Source organism: Haloferax sp. Atlit-6N, assembly GCF_003383195.1.
Lineage (GTDB): Archaea > Halobacteriota > Halobacteria > Halobacteriales > Haloferacaceae > Haloferax > Haloferax gibbonsii.
The window spans coordinates 1,132,341-1,149,704 of the sequence record NZ_QEQJ01000001.1 but is presented as its reverse complement, the minus strand read 5'-3'; the positions used below and the strand labels follow the sequence as shown (position 1 = coordinate 1,149,704).

General features: G+C 62.9%; 18 protein-coding genes. 10 read left to right on the top strand and 8 right to left on the bottom strand.

Annotation, left to right across the window (positions count from 1 at the left end; translation table 11 throughout):
• Window positions 1-157 precede the first annotated feature (157 nt).
• Window positions 158-1,054 (top strand): NAD(P)-dependent oxidoreductase, encoded by an 897-nt coding sequence (locus DEQ92_RS05910; RefSeq protein ID WP_115804537.1) that lies wholly within the window; start codon window positions 158-160, stop codon window positions 1,052-1,054.
• Window positions 1,055-1,114: 60 nt separating this feature from the next.
• On the opposite strand, the gene DEQ92_RS05905 is transcribed toward DEQ92_RS05910, so the two are convergent.
• The 3 genes from DEQ92_RS05905 to DEQ92_RS05895 form a co-directional block, all read right to left on the bottom strand.
• Complete coding sequence (locus DEQ92_RS05905) at window positions 1,115-1,888, bottom strand: IclR family transcriptional regulator (RefSeq protein WP_115820547.1); 774 nt, start codon at window positions 1,886-1,888, stop codon at window positions 1,115-1,117.
• 220 nt (window positions 1,889-2,108) lie between these two features.
• Window positions 2,109-2,798, bottom strand: a complete 690-nt coding sequence (locus tag DEQ92_RS05900; protein ID WP_058568548.1) for a 4-carboxy-4-hydroxy-2-oxoadipate aldolase/oxaloacetate decarboxylase — start codon at window positions 2,796-2,798, stop codon at window positions 2,109-2,111.
• A gap of 194 nt (window positions 2,799-2,992) precedes the next feature.
• The gene (locus DEQ92_RS05895) at window positions 2,993-4,003 is read right to left on the bottom strand and encodes a tripartite tricarboxylate transporter substrate binding protein (protein ID WP_115820546.1); all 1,011 of its coding nucleotides are present in this window, start codon (window positions 4,001-4,003) and stop codon (window positions 2,993-2,995) included.
• A 230-nt stretch (window positions 4,004-4,233) separates the two neighbouring features.
• Between DEQ92_RS05895 and DEQ92_RS05890 the strand changes: the two genes are divergently transcribed.
• Window positions 4,234-5,277: a zinc-binding dehydrogenase gene (locus tag DEQ92_RS05890; protein ID WP_115820545.1), complete on the top strand. Its 1,044-nt coding sequence runs from the start codon at window positions 4,234-4,236 to the stop codon at window positions 5,275-5,277.
• Between the two features lie 238 nt (window positions 5,278-5,515).
• Here the strand turns inward: DEQ92_RS05890 and DEQ92_RS05885 are convergent, their stop codons facing one another.
• Complete coding sequence (locus DEQ92_RS05885) at window positions 5,516-6,163, bottom strand: MBL fold metallo-hydrolase (RefSeq protein WP_115820544.1); 648 nt, start codon at window positions 6,161-6,163, stop codon at window positions 5,516-5,518.
• Window positions 6,164-6,456: 293 nt separating this feature from the next.
• Between DEQ92_RS05885 and DEQ92_RS05880 the strand changes: the two genes are divergently transcribed.
• From DEQ92_RS05880 to DEQ92_RS05855, 6 genes are all read left to right on the top strand, one after another.
• Entirely contained in the window at window positions 6,457-6,972 is a 516-nt protein-coding gene (locus DEQ92_RS05880) for a tripartite tricarboxylate transporter TctB family protein (protein ID WP_115804538.1), read from the top strand.
• A complete protein-coding gene (locus DEQ92_RS05875) occupies window positions 6,972-8,453 on the top strand; it encodes a tripartite tricarboxylate transporter permease (protein WP_004973100.1) in 1,482 nt (493 codons plus the stop codon). Before DEQ92_RS05880 ends, DEQ92_RS05875 begins: the two co-directional genes overlap by 1 nt.
• Window positions 8,454-8,907: 454 nt before the next feature.
• The gene (locus DEQ92_RS05870) at window positions 8,908-9,339 is read left to right on the top strand and encodes a universal stress protein (protein ID WP_050458671.1); all 432 of its coding nucleotides are present in this window, start codon (window positions 8,908-8,910) and stop codon (window positions 9,337-9,339) included.
• Window positions 9,340-9,464: 125 nt separating this feature from the next.
• Window positions 9,465-10,112, top strand: coding sequence for an MBL fold metallo-hydrolase (locus DEQ92_RS05865; protein WP_049904967.1), 648 nt, complete (start codon window positions 9,465-9,467; stop codon window positions 10,110-10,112).
• 399 nt (window positions 10,113-10,511) lie between these two features.
• Complete coding sequence (locus DEQ92_RS05860; protein ID WP_233516832.1) at window positions 10,512-10,739, top strand: hypothetical protein; 228 nt, start codon at window positions 10,512-10,514, stop codon at window positions 10,737-10,739.
• 706 nt (window positions 10,740-11,445) lie between these two features.
• On the top strand, window positions 11,446-12,702 hold the full coding sequence (locus DEQ92_RS05855; protein WP_115820543.1) for a hypothetical protein: 1,257 nt from the start codon (window positions 11,446-11,448) through the stop codon (window positions 12,700-12,702).
• Window positions 12,703-12,708: 6 nt separating this feature from the next.
• Here the strand turns inward: DEQ92_RS05855 and DEQ92_RS24065 are convergent, their stop codons facing one another.
• The 4 genes from DEQ92_RS24065 to DEQ92_RS05840 form a co-directional block, all read right to left on the bottom strand.
• Window positions 12,709-13,413 carry a hypothetical protein gene (locus tag DEQ92_RS24065; protein ID WP_233516831.1) on the bottom strand — a complete coding sequence of 235 codons (705 nt, stop codon included), beginning with the start codon at window positions 13,411-13,413 and terminating at the stop codon, window positions 12,709-12,711.
• Window positions 13,414-13,458: 45 nt separating this feature from the next.
• Window positions 13,459-14,619 (bottom strand): hypothetical protein, encoded by a 1,161-nt coding sequence (locus tag DEQ92_RS05850; protein WP_233516830.1) that lies wholly within the window; start codon window positions 14,617-14,619, stop codon window positions 13,459-13,461.
• Window positions 14,620-14,843: 224 nt separating this feature from the next.
• Window positions 14,844-15,287: a hypothetical protein gene (locus tag DEQ92_RS05845; protein WP_115820542.1), complete on the bottom strand. Its 444-nt coding sequence runs from the start codon at window positions 15,285-15,287 to the stop codon at window positions 14,844-14,846.
• Complete coding sequence (locus tag DEQ92_RS05840) at window positions 15,288-15,815, bottom strand: helix-turn-helix domain-containing protein (protein WP_115820541.1); 528 nt, start codon at window positions 15,813-15,815, stop codon at window positions 15,288-15,290.
• A gap of 342 nt (window positions 15,816-16,157) precedes the next feature.
• Here DEQ92_RS05840 and DEQ92_RS05835 point away from each other — a divergent pair, with 342 nt between their 5' ends.
• Both DEQ92_RS05835 and DEQ92_RS05830 read left to right on the top strand, forming a co-directional pair.
• Entirely contained in the window at window positions 16,158-16,442 is a 285-nt protein-coding gene (locus DEQ92_RS05835) for a hypothetical protein (protein WP_115820540.1), read from the top strand.
• Window positions 16,443-16,486: 44 nt separating this feature from the next.
• Window positions 16,487-17,356, top strand: coding sequence for a restriction endonuclease (locus tag DEQ92_RS05830; protein ID WP_115820539.1), 870 nt, complete (start codon window positions 16,487-16,489; stop codon window positions 17,354-17,356).
• Window positions 17,357-17,364 lie beyond the last annotated feature (8 nt).

The window sequence follows — 17,364 nt, the reverse complement described above, 5'->3', positions numbered from 1 at the left end:
ATTACAATCCTAAATCTGTAATTATCATGGTCTTACAGACCGAATTTGTTTCAACGATGTCGAAATCCGGACGGTCAGCGCGTCGCTCGTTCGACCGGGCTGAACTTACCGACGCCACCAAGATTTAAATCGGGGAGTTCCGTATCCCTCAGTAACGATGGTTACGCAGCAAGTCCTAGTCACGGGTCCGTTCGGTGAGGCGGGCGAAGCGATTCTCAACCACCTCGCGGAACGAGACGAGTACGAGTTCACGTATCTCGACCGGACCGAACATCCGGAGTACGAGACGTTTGTCGCCGACATCGCGGACTACGAGGCGATTCGCCCGGCGTTCGACGGGCAGGACGCCGTCATCCACCTCGCCGCGCAGTCCGACGCGGGCGCGTCCTTCGAGGACATCATCGAGCCGAACATCACGGGCACGTACAACGTCCTCAAGGCGATGGAGGACGCCGGCGTCGAGAAGCTCATCTACGCCTCCTCCCAGCGCGTGATGGGCCTGTACGAAGAGGACCTCGCGCCCGACCTCTACGAGGAAGACTACCCCAGCAAGTACGACCCCTTCCGGCTCACCCACGAGACGCTCCCGAAGCCGGACGGCTACTACGGGGCCTCGAAGGTGTTCGGCGAGCACATCTGCCGGACGCACGCCCGCCGCGACGGCGCGCCGAGCCAGGTCTACTCGATTCGCATCTCGAGCGTCCGGACCGAGCGGTACGACCATCCCTACGGCGACGCGGAGCGCGGCGTCGACCGCGGCGACGAGCACAAAGTCGAGGAGGGCGAGGTGTGGGACCAGTCCCAGACCGGTTCGTGGGAGCGCGGCAGCCCCGAGTACGAGGAGATGGTCAAGCGGCTCAAAGCGACGTGGACCTCCCAGCGGGACTTCGCGCACCTGCTCGAATGCTGCCTCGAAGACGAGTCGGTCACCTACGACACGTTCTACGCGGTGAGCGGCAACAAGGCCCGCTGGTTCGATATCGACCACGCGAAGGCGGTCCTCGACTACGAACCGGCCGACGACGGCTCCGAGTGGGACAGCCCGCCCGAGTGAGCCGACGAGAGACCGACGCCGAGAGCGACGGCCACGACCGACGGCGGTGAGGCCGCCGGCTCAGTACTGCTTTATTTTCAGCTCGATGATGTTCTTCTTGTTCAGAAGCGACGGGGCGAGTTCCTCCTCGATGCGCTCGGGCTCCATGCGGCTCATCGGACCGCTGATGCTTATCGCGCCGACGGCGTCGTCCGGCTCGGAGACGATAGCGGTCCCGACGGCGCAGACCCCGGGGTAGTGCTCGCCGCGGTTGATGGAGTACCCGCGGTCGCGAATCACTTCGAGCTCCTCGTGGAGCGTCTCGCGCTCGGTGATAGTGTCGTCGGTCAAGGCGGGGAGACCGCGGCGGTCGACGATTCGGTCGACCTCGTCCCGCGAGCGCTCCGCGAGCATCGCCTTCCCCGTCGCCGTCGAGTGGAGGTAGAGGTGGTCGCCGAGCGGCGCGTCGTCGTCGATGGACTCCGGGCTCTGAGCCTTGTAGAGCTGAACGGCGAACCCGTTTTGCTCGACCGTCACGTTGGTGTGCTCGCCGGTCTGTTCTTTCAGCTCGTCGAGTTCCGGCTTGGCGACCCGGTACAGCGCCATCCCGTCGCGCATCGCCCCGCCCATCTCGAGAAAGCGGAGGCTACAGCGGTACTCGCTTCCGACCTTGACGACGTAGTCGGTGTCCACGAGTGTCGCCAGGTGGATGTGCGCCGTGCTGACCGGCATCTCCATGTCCTCGGCGGTCTCCGACAGCGTCGCGCCGTCGACCTCGCGGAGGTACCGGATGATGTCGAACGCCTGTTCGACGCTCTGTATCCGCCGCGAGCCCGACCCGGTGGAGTTCGTCATGATTCGACAATTGACCACCGCGTCCCTAATAGCACCGATTCGTTTCAACGATGTTGGATTTCGAGGGGCGAACGCTTCGGCCACCGGCGTCACGGGTCGAGGCGTCGCTCGCTACGGGTCGGGTGCTCGCAAAAAAACGCGGGTCGCCGGGTGGCATGCCAGTCGAGATGCGGACTTCGCGGGTCAGTCGCGGTCGCTGTCCGCCGCGGCTTCGGTGACGTTACTGAATCGAGTCTTCGGGACCGACGATGGTCAGGTTCTCGAACAGTTCGTCGTAGCCGTTGAGTTCGTAGAGGTACTCGCCGTCCAGTACTTCCTCGCGGACGGAGTCCTCGGCGCTGAGCTTCTCGTGGGCGCGTTCGAGGACTTCTTCGGCCCCCTCGCGGGGGATGACCGCCAGTCCGTCGTCGTCGCCGATGACGATGTCGCCGGGGTCGACGCTCACGCCGCCGACGGAGACGGTGACGTTGATGGACCCGGGGTCCTGCTTGAGCGGTCCCTGCGGGTTGACGCCGCGGCCGTACACCGGGAACTCCATCTCGGCGATTTCCCGGCTGTCGCGGTACGCGCCGTCGATGACCAGCCCGGCGAGGCCGTTCGCCTGACAGGAGGTGCACATCAGTTCGCCGACGTGGCCGGTGTCGGTGTAGCCGTCGCAGTCGATGATGAGCACGTCGCCGGGCTCGGTCATCGTGATTGCCTTGTGGATGATCAGGTTGTCACCGGGCGCGGCCTTCACCGTGACCGCGGTCCCGGCCATCTCGACGCCGTCGTAGGCGGGCCGGAGGCCGGCGTCCATGGTCAGTCCGATGTTACCGGTCACGTCGGAGACGATGGTGCTCGGAATCTCTTCGAACGCCTCGACGAGTTCGCGGTCCGGTCGCTCTACGTCGGGCTCTATCGTGTGCATACCCGACCTGATGCGGACGATTCACGTTAAACTATCGGTCGGTCGAACGCGTGCGGTTCGCGGCGCGCGTCGCGGGTCCGGTCCGGTCGGTACGGCCGTCGCTCGCGGTGACGCGAGTCCGAAAGGGAGAAGGGCGCAGGTACGTGTCGCGTGGGGAGTCAGTCGGTCGCGGGGCTCGGAATTCGACTGCGGCGTTACTGCTTTTCGATGCCGAGTTCGTCGACGAGGTTGCCGTAGAACTCGTACTGCTGGTCGAGGAAGTCAGCGAGCTCGTCGGGGCCGCGTTCGACGCGAATGAAGTCGTTGTTCTCCATGAACTCCACGAACGAGTCGTCCTCGTAGACGGCGCTGTACACGTCGGCGAGCTCCTGCTTCAGCTCGTCGTCGATGCCGGCGGGCGCGAAGTGCGCGAGCCACGAGCCGATGGAGATGTCGAGGCCCTGGTTGGCGAGCGTCGGCGTATTCGGGAGCGCGTCGACCTGCTGGTCGAACGCCACGCCGAGGGCGGTCAGTCCGCCGTCTTGGACCTGCGGGGCGACTTCCGCCGCGCCGACCGCGGTACAGTCCACCTCGCCGTTCACGACGGCCGTCATGGCCGGCGCGGCACCCTCGTAGGAGATGTGTTCGACGTTGACGCCGGCCTCGCTGGCGATACCCGCCGCGGCCATGTGCCACGACGAGCCGAAGCCGGAGTTCGCCATCTGCAGGGTGTTGTCCTTCCCGTAGTTGATCCACTCGTCGAGCGTGGAGAACTCGGCGTCCTCGCTGACGACGAGCGCCGCGGGGAACTCGGTGTACTGCATGATGGGCGTGATGTCTTCGGGGCTGAGGTCGGCGATACCGAGGTGCTCGAACAGCGCGATTTCGGGGGCCGTACAGCCGATAGTGTGCCCGTCGGGCTCGGCGTTGGCCGCCGCGTTCATCCCGACCGAGCCGGAGCCGCCGGTCTGGTTGCTGACGTTCCACGAGACCTCGGTGTGGTTCTCGGCCGCGTCGGCGACCGCGCGGCTGGTCCGGTCGGCCCCGCCTCCGGCCGACCACGGGGAGATGACTTCGACCGGCCGAGAGGGCCACTCCTGCTGTCCGGAGAGACTGCCGAGACAACCGGCAGACAGCGCCACGCCGCCGACGCCGGCTGCCTTGATGAAGTTCCGTCTGTTCAGCGCGCTGCGTCCACTCCGATTGCTAATGGTATCGTCTCCCATTGTACCCGAATGTTTGAACAATCCATACAATAAGCATTGCGGTCCCTCTGAATATGACGCGAGGCCAGCGGAGTCGGCGCAGTGCTTCGCTTCTGTGCGCCCGCGAGGTCCGCGAGTGCCGAGGCGAGCGGGCGCGTGGCGGGACGCTCGCGCACGTCTGGCCGGCTTCCGCCCGCAAGCTTCTCCCCCAAGAGCGTAGATTTATACCCCGGCGGTATTCAAGGAGATGTATGCGCGGGTTAGCCAAAACGAGCCGAGAGCCCGGAGCTATGGAACTCGTCGACGTCGAGACACCCGAACCGGCGTCGGACGAGGTCCTCATCGAAATCGACTACGCCGGGCTCTGCGGGAGCGACGCGGGAATCTACAAGTTCAAGTCCGCCTTCGAGCGGATGACCATGCCGACCATCATCGGTCACGAGTACACCGGTCGCGTGGTCGAGCGCGGCGACGACGCAACCCGGTTTTCCGTCGGTGAGCGCGTGGTCGAACGGCCGATTCGGGGCTGCGGCGAGTGTTTCCAGTGCCAAATCGGCGAGGAGAGCATCTGTCAGGACGCGGAACTGACCGGTATCGACCACGACGGCGCGTACGCCGGCTACATCGCCGTTCCCGAGTCGGCGCTCCAGTCCGTACCCTCGAACGTCGACCCGAAGCACGCGGCGCTCGTCGAGCCGACGGCGATTTGCACGCGCGCGGTCCTCCGGAACTCCCGCGTCGAGGCGGGCGACCGAGTGCTCGTCGCCGGCCCCGGTCCCATCGGGTTGCTCTGCGCGCAGGTGGCCGCCTCGCAGGGCGCGGAGGTCGTCGTCGCGGGCGTCGGTCGAGACACGAACTACCGACTGCCGCTCGCGGAGGAGCTCGGCTACCCCGCGGTCAACATCGAGGAAGACGACCTGACCGCCACCCAGCGCGACCTGACCGGCGGCGTCGGCTTCGACGTGGTGTTCGACACGACGGGCCACCCGTCGGGACTGCCGATGGCGGTCGAACAGGTCCGCAAGGGCGGCCAAATCGTCCTCGTCGGCCAGACCGGCGAGACCACGATGGAGTTCACGCCGCTCGTCCGCGCCGAGGTCGACCTCCAGTGTACCTACGGCGCGACCTACGAGGACTTCGAGCGGGCGTTCCGGCTCATCGGCTCGGGCGACGTGGACCACGCCACGTTCCTCGACGACCGGTTCCGACTCACCGAATCCGAAGACGCCTTCGAGGCGTTCCTCGCCGGCGAGACCTGCAAGCCGGTGTTCGACGTTTCGGTCCTTCGAGACTGACGCGACCAGTTCCGTCTCGTTCGCAGCCGACTCTCCTCAGCGATTCATCTCTCGACCGCGGTTTTTCTCAGACGCAGGTCGCTCACCACCCCGCTCGTCTGTCACGTCACTCGTTCGTGTCTCGGTCGGACGCCGTTTACGGCGCGGCCGCTCGGGGTCGACGGTCGGAAAAGCATGCCGCGGAGTCGGCTATCGAGGATGTGACGCCGTCAACGCCGCTCGGTTCGGCGGGTCGGGGTCACTCCGGACGGGGGTCCCACTCGCGCTCGACGAGGAAGTCGTCGAGTTTGTCCTTCGGGTCCTCGAAGACGTGCGACCCGTGGAAGACGAGCAGCGTCTCGAAGTCGTACTGGAGCAGGTCGTAGAGGTTGATTTCGGCGGCCTCGTGGTCGTCGTTGAACAGCGCCGGCGGCGGGAGGAGGTAGCCCGCCGGGAGGCCCGCGCGGTCGGCCCCGTCGAGGGCGTCCCCGGAGATGAGGATGCCGCGGTCTTCGAGCAGGAGCGCCGAGGTCGCCTTCGTGTGCCCCGGCACCTCGATGACGCGGATGTTTCCGTCGAGCACGTCGCCGTCGGTGAACGTCACGTCCGGCTCGTAGTCGATGGCCTCGTGGAGCTTCGACTCGTTGGCCGACGCGAGGAGTTCGGGGTCGAACGCCTCCATCACCGACGGGAGGCCGCCGTGGTGGCCGTGGTCGCCGTGGGTGATGATGACGCGGTCGACGCCGCCGTACTCCCGTTCCAGAAGCTCGACGAGTTCGTCGCCGTCCTCGTCGAAGCCGGTGTCCACGAGCGTCGTCTTCCCCGTCGGCGTGTCCTTCAACACGAGCACCCGGACGTGTTCGAACTGAATCTGGTCGATACCCTCGGTGACGTTGCTAACACTCATTCCGGTGGAACGGTAGTTCGCAGCGCTGGTTAATTCTATCGATGGCCGCGAAACGCGGCGTTGTCGCCCGTAGACATGTCGAACGCGTGAATGTACCGGCCGGCCGTTGCAACCGCTCTCGTTGTGCAGTCGTCCACTCTCGACGGCCAACCCGAGGCGCGACTGGACAATCGACTCGGCCGCCTGCGGCTTTCGTGTCGAAATCGTGACTTTCAGCCCCGAACGGGCTCGTAAAGACCAATATGTTTATTACGAACGATTGCTTGGTATCATACCACGAGGCAGAAAAAATAATGGTGATTCAGAAAGTCGGGGCCGTCCTTGATAGAATCGGCTTGGAGAGTGTTCGTTCAAGTCCGCTGTCAGTCCTCTTTATCCTGTTTTCGGTCGTCGTCATCTTCTTTGCGAGCCAGTTCCCGTCGGGTGACGGTGTCGGGCCGTCGTTCTTCCCGATTGCGGTGTCGGTCGGCATCATCTTCTTCGCCGCTATCGACGTGCTGACGGGCTCCGACACGGAACTCGAAATGTCGGAGTTCGACTTCGGACCCGCCGCCGTCGTCGCGGCCTTCCTCGTCGGGTACGTCCTGTTGATGCCGCTTTTAGGGTTCCTCGTGTCGACCATGCTGTTCATGCCGGTCGTCCTCTACTACTCGGACATCCGCTCGAAGCTCCTCGTCGTGGCGCTGTCGATCGGGTTCCCGGTCGCGCTATTCTACATCTTCGGCCGGATTTTCCTCGTGCGCCTGCCTGAGGGCATCATCCCGGTGTCGCGGCTGCTGCCGCAGCTCCCGCTGGTGGTGACCTTCTGATGGTGGTTGAGTACATCTCGCAGGCGCTCGTCAACCTCGCCGACCCGTTCGTCCTCCTGCTGATGATCGGGGGTATCTTCCTCGGCATCCTCATGGGGTCGATTCCGGGGATGACCGCGACGATGACCATCGCGGTCCTGCTGTCGTTCACCTTCACGATGGAGCCGAGTCAGGGGATGATTCTCCTGTTGGGCATCTACGGCGGCGCGGTCTACGCGGGGTCGATTCCGGCGATTCTCATCCGCACGCCGGGCACCCCGTCGGCGGCGGCGACCATCTTCGACGGTTACCCGCTCTCCCAGAAGGGCGAGGCGGGCCGCGCGATTCGCGTGAGCACCATCGCGTCGTTCGTCGGCGGCGTCATCAGCGTCTTCGCGCTGATGTTCTTCTCGCCGGTCATCGCCGACGCCGCCCTCCGGTTCCGGTCGCCGGAGTTCTTCGCGCTCGCCTTCTTCGGGTTGACAATCATCGCCAGCGTGAGCGGCGACTCGCTCACGAAGGGGATGGTCTCGGGCCTGCTCGGGATGCTCGTCGCGACGGTCGGTATCGACCCCGTGACCGGCTTCCACCGCTTCACGTTCGACATCCCCGAACTGCTCACGGGCGTCGAGTTCATCGCCGTCATGATCGGCCTCTTCGGCATCGCCGAGGGACTCCGCAAGTACTCGCAGGGCATCAACAGCGGGAACGACCGCGTCGACCAGGAGATATCCGGCGTGTTCCCCTCGCTTTCTGACCTGCGGTCCATCGCACCGGTCAGCGTCGGTTCGGGCGTTCTCGGGTCGTTCATCGGCGCGATTCCCGGCGCTGGCGGCGACATCGCCGCGTTCATCACGTACAACGAGGCCACCCGCTGGCTCAAAGACAGCATCCCGTCGTTCGGCGAGGGGAACGTCCGCGGCGTCGCGGCCGCCGAGTCCGGGAACAACGCGAGCACCGGCGGCGCGCTGATTCCGACGCTGACGCTCGGGATTCCGGGCGACTCCGTCTCCGCCATCCTCATCGGCGCGCTGTTGGTCCACGACGTGAACCCCGGGCCGGGCCTGTACCAAGAAGAGCCGGTGTTGCTGTACACCATCTTCGTCGGGTTCCTCCTCATCTACGTGTTCATCCTCATCTTCGGCCTGCTCGGCGCGAACTACTGGGCGCGCCTCATCAACATCCCGAAGTCCCACATCTGGCCCGTCATCCTCGTGCTGTGTGTCATCGGAGCCATCGCCCTCCGTGGCAACGTCTTCGACGCGTGGATTATGCTCGGCGCGGGCGTGTTGGGGTACGCGATGCGGCTCCGGGGGTACCCGCTGGCACCCATGGTGCTCGGGCTCATCCTCGCCCCCATCGCGGAGGAGAACCTCCGCCGGTCGCTCGTCCTCTCGGGCGGCTCGCCGAGCATCTTCCTCACGAGCCCCATCGCCCTCGTCATCATCCTGCTCGGCCTGGGCGCGATTGCGCTGCCCGCCGTCCGCTCGATTCGCGCGTAGCACCGCGTTCAGACCTCGTCCGCTTTTCTTTTCTCGCGGCACGCGCGTTCCGTCGAGCGCCGTCTCGCGTCGCCGACTGTCCACGAACCGCGCTGCGCTCCCGTCGCCTCGCTGAGCCCCTGCCGCGGCTGGCAGGGTTTCGGCCCGCTCGCTTCCGCATCTCTCTGTCGTACCTTCGTCGAGAGCGGAGCGTACCGCTCGACTCGCCCTCAGTTTTGAGGATGTTGAAATACAGGGGTATTTTTCTCCCGTCTGGCATCGGAATTACAGCAGTACAACTGTAACGAAACTCGCCGATTCCGACCCGTATTACGACATCGTTGAACTCAGATACTGCTCGCCGGGCGAACCCGTGGGCGGAGGACGACCGTCGGGACCGCGAGCCGCGTCGACGCGGTTGCTCCGAACGAGATTCGGCGAAACGATATTATATCTCTCCGTGGTACACGCTGGTATGGTCGTTGTTGCAGCAGTCGATCGGTCAGGTCGCTCATCACACGTTGTCGCGGAAGCCGCATCGCTGGCGGCGGCGTTCGACGAACCGGTCCACGTCGTCCACGCGTTGACTCGCTCGGAGTTCGTCGACCTCGGGCTGACGAGCGCGCAGGCCGAGAAGCCGAAGGACATGGCGGAGATTCGGTCCGCCGCCGCCGAGATGGCCGAAGACGCCGTGTCGGGACTGTCCGTCCCGTACGAGACGGTGGGACTCGTCGGCGACCCGGCCGACGAGGTCACCGAGTACGCCGACGAACAGGACGCGAGCTACATCGTGGTGAGCCCGCGACGCCGCTCGCGCACGGGGAAGATGCTGTTCGGAAGCGTCGCTCAGTCGATTCTCCTGAACGCGTCGTGTCCGGTCGTCTCGACGCTCGTCGCGCAGGAATAGCCGTTTTCCGGGACGTTCGCTCCGCGGGCCGTCGACGCTCGGGGCCGTTTCCCGTCCACCCGTTACACGCCCCTGAGAACGCGCGTCCCCCTTTTTACCGCAACTCTCCGTAGCCTCGACCGTACATGACGGTAACAGCAGTCGCAGATGGAGTGTACACGGTACAGTTCGACCACGTCCGCGTGTTCGTCCTCGAAGACCGACCGTCCGGAACGACCACGCTGGTCGACGCGGCGTTTCCGGACGACGGCGACGAGTTGGTGTCCGTGCTGGACTCGGCGTTCGGCGGCGTCGACCGACTCGTCATCACCCACGGCGACGAGGGACACTTCGGCGGGACGCCCGCCGTGGTAGACGCGTTCGACCCCGAACTCCTCGTCCCCGGCGGCGCGAAGGGCTTTTACGACGCGCTCGACGTCGAGGCCGACCGGCACTTCCGCCACGACGACGTGCTCGACGGCGGGATTCGAATCGTACAGGTCCCGGGGCACACGGTCGCGAACAGCGGGCTGCTCTTGGAAGACGAGGGCGTCTTCATCGCCGGTGACGTCTTGGAGGGGTCGGACCGTCGCGGGCTCCCGCCGGGGTTCCTCGTCCCGCCCGCGGCGCAGTTCAACGACCTGAGCCACGAGGAAGCCGAGCGAAACCTCGTCAAACTGTTCGACTACGACATCGAACGGGTCCTCGTGAGTCACGGCACGCACGTCGACGAGGACCCGCTCGGAAAGCTCGACGCCTGGCTCATCGACCGCGAGTGGACGCTGTCGTACTGAGTCGGTTGAATCGACCAGTGGCGTCGTTCGGCGCACGTTCGAACACACAGTGCCGACCGCGTTTACACCCCGAAACTTACAGAATGATATGATGTACTGACATCTGTCATTTTGCGTATCTACGATAGCGGTTCTGTTTGGTCACACTGCCAAAAAACCCACCAAAATCCATTTAAAGGCTCAATTCGTCAATTTAGCTAATTCGACTCTTTTCTGAATCGGAGCGACGAGTACGGAGTAGATATACATCTCATTTGGACGTTTTCTTTGTTTATAGGTGCTCTAATTAGTCATCTCACGTTCCTACACAGGAATTTGATGGCGACGCTGGAGAGTTACTTAACATATTACCTTTTCTCAAAAATACTAGAATAATGTATTATTGGGTTGCCTCCGACCGTGGCTGCGGACCTGCTTTCCCCCGACGGCGTGCTCTGTATGGCGAACATCGTCGGCCAAGACGAGGGGCCGGAAGCGCCGCTCACCGAAGCGCCGATTCTGGACGCCTATAAGACGCTCCTCGCCGCCCGACTGGACCGAGTCCACGAGGCGCGCTACACCGTGCCCAAATCCGAAGATGACGCCGAACGCACCTACGAAGTCCTCGGCTACGTGCCGAGCGCCTAACCGCTTTTTCGACCGCTTTCAGTTCGGGCGCACGGCAACCTCTGTTTCAACTGGAGTACACCCTTGGATATGCCCGCAACAACACCCACCCAAACAGCCATCGCGCCGTCCAAACAAACACAGCCATCGCTCGGGCCAACCAATGGCGGCAATCGACGCCAGTTGTTCAACTCGAGCGACGCGAGAGAGGCGTGCTGGCGAGCGTTCACGGGGGAACAGGCGTCGTCACGAACTGAGAACACGGGATGCGAAATGCCGACGGACGCGGGGGATGCGACGCCAGTCAGCCCCAGAACGACGAATCGAAATCGGTCGATACACCCCGTGTACGATGGGGTGTACCGGGGAATCGAGGGTGTGAGAAGTCGCGTCTCGCGGCGTGACGACGGGCGTGTGCGCCAGCGAACGGGTGACGCTCCAACTCGAAATACGTCGCGAGCGGCGTCGAGCGGTGGGAATCCGACGGAACCGAGGGGTCGAGTGTGGGCGAATCGAGGGGTCTCACGGCTGGTTCGCTACACCCCCAGACCGGTCACAGCGGAGTACACCCTTGCGGAAACAAGTCACCCATGTACACCCCTGAAAACCGATGGTGTAGCGCGTGTATCCCGATTCAGCCACGCCGCTAGGGGTGTAGACATCCGACCTTAATCATCAGCCACGCGCACGGGAAACAGCTATGACGGACCGATTGAGACCACTAGCAATGATACCATCACTCCCGACACGGGAACAGCTCCCAGATGCACTTCTCGAACAGGCGACCTGGGTGGGGTGGCGCAGACAGACGCGCAGAGGAGCTGAAACAAAGGTTCCACGGGACGTGACAGGGGGGTATGCCTCGGCGACCGACTCGGCGACGTGGACGACGTTCGACAACGCGCTCGCGTACGCAGCTGATGGCCCGGCCGACGGCGTGGGCTATGTGTTCACCAACAACGGGCCGTTCGTCGGCATCGACCTCGACAACTGTCGCGACCCCGAGACAGGCGTGACCGACGAGTGGGCACAGGAACTCATCGACCGCCTGGATTCGTATACGGAAGTCAGTCCCTCGGGGACGGGCTACCACGTCATCATCCGTGGGGCGCTTCCCCCGGGTGGCAACCGAACCGGGGACCTCGAGTTGTACGATGATGCGCGGTTTTTCACCGTCACCGGCGACCACGTCGATGGGACGCCGACGACGGTGGCCGAACGGGGCAACGAACTTGCGGCGATTCACGCTGCGTGCTTCGACACGCCGGCAGCTGTGGAGCCAGCGACGACGGCACCAGCATCAGCAACGGGGACAGTCTCCACTGGGTCGGCTGGCCCGGGCAACGACCTGTCGGACGACGCGCTCATCGACCGCGCCACGAACGCGGCGAACGGCACGAAGTTCAGCCGCCTGTGGCGCGGGGACACCACTGGCTACGACAGCCACTCCGAAGCGGACATGGCGCTGTGTTCACTCCTCGCGTTTTGGACGGCCGGTGACGCCCAGCAGATCGACCGACTGATTCGGGAGTCAGGGTTGGCCCGGCCGAAATGGGACGCCGTTCATTTCTCGGATGGGTCGACCTACGGCGAGACAACCATCGACCGGTCGATTGCCGGGACGAGCGAGTACTATCAGCCGTCGCGTCGGCCCGATGTGAGTCAGTCGGCGGCGGATACAGACAGCGGCCGGGCGGCGACCGACGCAGGTGACACCGCGTCACCATCGACTAACCGGGGAACCTCGGCGGCCGACCAGCCACCGACAGTACCATCCCCACTCGGCGGGCGTGAGGTGAGCGGTCGGATGCAGGAACTCACGACGCACCTCGAATCGGCCCTCAACGAGATCGAACAGTTGCAGGCCGAACTCGAAGCCGAGCGGGCGGCGCGCGAGGCGGCCGAAGCACGGGTGCGCAAGTTAGAAGCAGACGCGGCCGAGGATGGCGGGGGGTGGTCGTTGTTCGGGTGGTTGCGGTCGTGATGGGCGTTACTCGTCCTGTGTGCTAAGGACCGAGACAACAGCCTCCAGACATCCGCGCCCGACACATCCAGTCTCGCCAACAGAAGCAGGTTCGGTCATGCTTCTTGCCGACCCACTTCCATTGATATCGCCGATAAGCGCCACATAGTCGGACACAGCATCGGTGACCATCTCCAGTACTTGGCCGCCGAAATACTGGACACCAACCAAGATCTGTGGGACAGCTGCCTCCGTGGTGGAATCGAGATACCGTTGTTGGCGTCGAAGTTGGCTGTTAATGCCGTCGAGGTTGCTGCTGTTCACGCCACGTTTTACTTCAACCACGCCGTAGAGTAGAGATTCGGGAACGATTGCGAGTGGCTTTCCATCGCTGTAGGTCCATGCAACATCTCCCCGATAGCAGACAAGGATGATGTCGGGTGACCGAACCGCCTGTTCGAATCGGTCGCGACCCATGATACCGATCAGGATCTCGATGTAGTGGTCGACGACGTCTTCGACAGCAGTTGTGCGGTCGATGCCCGCATCGAGTTGGTCGCGAATATCGAAAAACGACAGCGCCGGCAGCGTCTCCGTGCAATCGAAGTACGAGACGTTCTCGAGCGAGCCGTGGCGGGCGTAGTGCGCGCGGAGATAGTCCGCGGCCATGCCGTCGCCTTTGGGGTCGATGAGGATATCCGCGCCCGCGGTCGCGTCGTGATTGTCGAGCATGGCGGTGACGAGACTGGTCGACTTCCCGGAGCCGGTTCGGCCGAACTAGCCGACGTGCAGCGGCTGGAGCGACGACGGAAGTGAGATGGGTGCGGCGTCGGCTTCGCCGTCGGCGCTCTGGGCGTAGCCAAGCGTCAGCCCGGGGTCGCGATAGCGTTCGAGGCGGTCACGCGCCGGTCGGGTGAGGCCGTGTTCGTCTGTCGGCGTCGGCGCGAGTGCGCGTTGGGCATCGGCTGGGAGTGCCGACGCATCGAGGAGACAAAGTGCGGGGCGTTCGCGGCTATCCATGACGAGCGCGGGACTCGCGTGGTCGGTCCACGGAAGTTTCGTCCGCAGACTCGTGTGTTCGGGGTCGACTGCGACGCAATTGCGGAGGGCTTCGAACAGCGCCTGTGCGTCGTCGCCCGTTTGCTCGCGGCCTTCGATGCGGTAGTGATCGCCGCTGAGCGGCGCGAACGCCGTCTGCAACGTAGTGAGCTCGGGGAGTGATTCATCGGGGTCGGTCGTCGTCGCCACCGCGCGGGCGGTGACGGTGAACGACCGTCGGGCGTCCTTGTCGTCGAGGGCGTCGAGTCGTGAGTTGACCGTCGGGTCGGCGGTGTTGGCGTCGGTGTTCGTCGAGGTAATCCAGTCGTCGACGAGTCGCTGTGACAGCGTATCGCGGCCGTTCGTCAGGCGGCGGCGACGGTCGCGGGCGTGGTGTCGCCAGTCAGCATGCGGGGTGACGAGCACTTGGACGGCCATCGGAACGGTCGCGTTCGCGAGCGTCGAGACGACCGTCGCAAGCGGTGGTCGTGTGTCCGTCTCGTGGAACGCGTCGTACGGCGTGAGGGTCGTCTGCCAGTCGTCGCGGCGGTCGGGACAGCCGACGAACTCGACCGCCCGATAGCGAGGTGGGCGGTAGCGTTCGAGCGCTTCGGCTTCAGGGGCGGCGTCTGGCTCGGCAGGCGAGAGTCGATCTAACGGGTCGGTCGTCGTCGTAATCTCGAACGAGTCGGGGACGAGTTCGCGACACCACGAGTCGATGGCTCCGCCGAGATCACCATCGATGCTGAGCGTGTAGTCGATGGTACTCGCCGGCGAGCCGTCGGTGACGAGGAGCCATTCGAGCGTTGGTTGGTCGGTGGGCGCAGAAAGCAGGTCGAACAGCCGCGTGAACTGCGCGGCGACGGTCGTGGGGTCGAACGAATCCGTTGTTGGTCGCAACCGAACGAACGACCGCGTAGCTGTGGATTGAATAGTGCCCAACGGTCACGGTGATTCGAAATAATTCCTTCTCTATGTGTGGTTGTGATAACAGGAGTGTGGGGTGGTTCTGATCTGTGCAACACCATGCGATGGCACAGCACTCCGACGGAGGGGTTCGGAGCGATGGACGGTGACGGTAGCGGCGTCACGAAATCCGATATCGTCGATTCGTGGGCCGGCGACTAGTCTCTCCACAGCGTTTCCAGACGCTGTTCAACCGCTGTCAGGACGGTCGAGTAGACTGCAAGCGGGTGGAGCGACGACAACTCGAGATCCGTGACGTCGGTTGCAGTTGGTGGAGTGTGGAAGTGCACGCGGCTGTTGTGTGTGTTCGGGTGACGGTCCCATCGGCATTCCCAGTCCGACTCGTTGGCATGGGTTTCGACGTAGTGGATGGAGAAATCTCCAGTCGTGAACCAGCGCACGTCAAGGCGGGCGCTCGTCACCGACTCGGGATACCGAGTGGTGTCGAGGTGTGCTGAGAGGACTCGTGGCTCGTACGAATCCGGGTCAAACATCGTCTCGGCGACAAGTTCATCGGTGGCGAGCTGGCGCTCGATGAGACGGAGCGTTTGTCGATCTGGTGGCCCCGTCGATGGGGACGGTGTCTCGTCTTGGTCCCCCATCTACGCTGGAATCAGATGCCCATCGTTCTGCGACAGTTGTCGGGCGAGTTCATACAGCCGAATATCTCGAATCACGCCCTGCCAGTCACTAATTGCGGCCATCCGTTCGTGGACGGCTGCATGTTCGTCGTGGTCGAACACAGACACAGACGCTGGGTCTGTCGTCTCAAACTCCCGCTCGTACTCGGCACGCCGCGCTTCGAGCGCTGCCACGCGGTCGATAATCTCGTCGACCGTGAGCTCGGTTGCGATTCGGCTGGCGTCTTGCCATTCGAGATAGCCCTCGTTTCGTTTGTACCGCATCGGGCGGCTCTCGTCGTCTCGTCGGACGATTCCCATATCGACCAGCCGGTCGAGGTGTTTTTTCGCAGCGTTCGGCGAGCAGTCTGCAAGGGATGCAAGCTCCGTGTAGTTAGTCAGCGACGTCGTTCCGAGAACGACATCGTAGATCCGACTAAAGGTATCTGCACCCGTTTGCCACCGATTACGGGCGGTGTCGGTTGTTGGGGCTGGATCGAACTCGTCCATAGGTATCTTTCTGTCGTGACACTCAATATATGTTCGTATCTCGCAGATATTTGTGCGCATCTCGAGCGAGTGCCAACAGCGGGCAGCATGCTGGTGGTGTGTTTGTTGCTCGAACGCCCCCGCGGTGACGACTCGAGGGCCTCCGTGCGCGCCTCACCGCTCGCGTTGCTCGCGGCTGCGGTGCTTCGGTCGGCCGTCTTCGTCCTCGCCGCGGCCCCGTTCAGTCCCACCCGGTGACTGGTCGGTCATCGTCGCGTCCGTGTTCGACTCGTGGTGCGAGCCAGTATTTTATTGCGCGCCTGCAGGGGTGCAGGCGCGTGTGTTGGCCTGCGTTGATTCACAATGTGTGTACACTGCGAGACGGAGTCGATTGTCGATAGCGCGACCGAACAACAGCTGGAATTCGAACTGTACGCGTGGCTTCGCCTGTATGCTGACGAGGGTGTTGACCCTGCGGCTCTCGTCCAGTTGTTGTTGCAGACGGCAGTCGTCGTCGACGAACTCGATGGCGTGCCACGGACCCCACCGGGCCGTGATACGACGGCGTACAAACAGCTGTTAGCGCGGACGGACGAGGTGAGCGAGCGGTTAGGTGTCAAAGAGACGAACGACTGCGACCATCTCTGACGACCTTCTCTAATTATATTTATTATGTTGTCATAACTACAACTATGCCTCTAACCGTTGACCGGATTCACAGTAATCTCTGTGGACTGTACTGGAAAGATTTTGAGCGACTTATCGCTGATATCTGGGAGTCTCAAGGGTATGATACTGAAGTCACGGACGAATCTGAGGAATGGGGAGAAGATGTTAGAGCAACCCGAACGCTTCCATACGAGGTTGAGATACTCTTCCAAGCGAAACGTCTCAAAAAAGGGAGTAAGGTTGGTAAAGGAAAAATAGAGCAGTATGGGTTACCAGCATATGCTCCAGCTGATGTGATGGTCGTTGTCACAACGGGAACGTTCACCGCAGGTGCTGTCGAAACTGCTCAACGAAGACGAACGCCGAAATTAGTCGATGGAATATCGCTTGCGAGGTATATTCTCGAAATTGGTGCTGAAGAACTTGTAGAGCAGTACGTCGACAGCCAGCAACCATCTCGTCACACGAACGAAGAAGATACCTCTGACGTATCTATTGAGGCCCTTGGTGACATTCGAGGCATCGGTCAAGTGACTCTTGAGAAACTGTACTCGGCCGATATCCTGACTATTGAAGATTTTGTAGACGCAGATATTGAGTGGCTTTCTGATGAAACAACTCTATCTGCCCGAAGTCTCACAAAGTGGCTAACAGAAGCGGCCTACCATCAAGGAAAGCATGCTCTTGTTGTGGAGTTGCTTCAAAACCCTGACGAGGACGTAATAGCGATTCGTGGGATTGGAGATACGTACGCCACCCAGCTAGCTGAGGTAGGGATTAAGACTCTTGGTGAGCTGGCTGTTTGTGACCCGGAAGCAGTCGCGGCTAAGGGCAGTTTCACAGAATCTCAAGTAGAACGGTGGGGACAACGAGCACGATACTACTCAGGATAGCTTCGAAT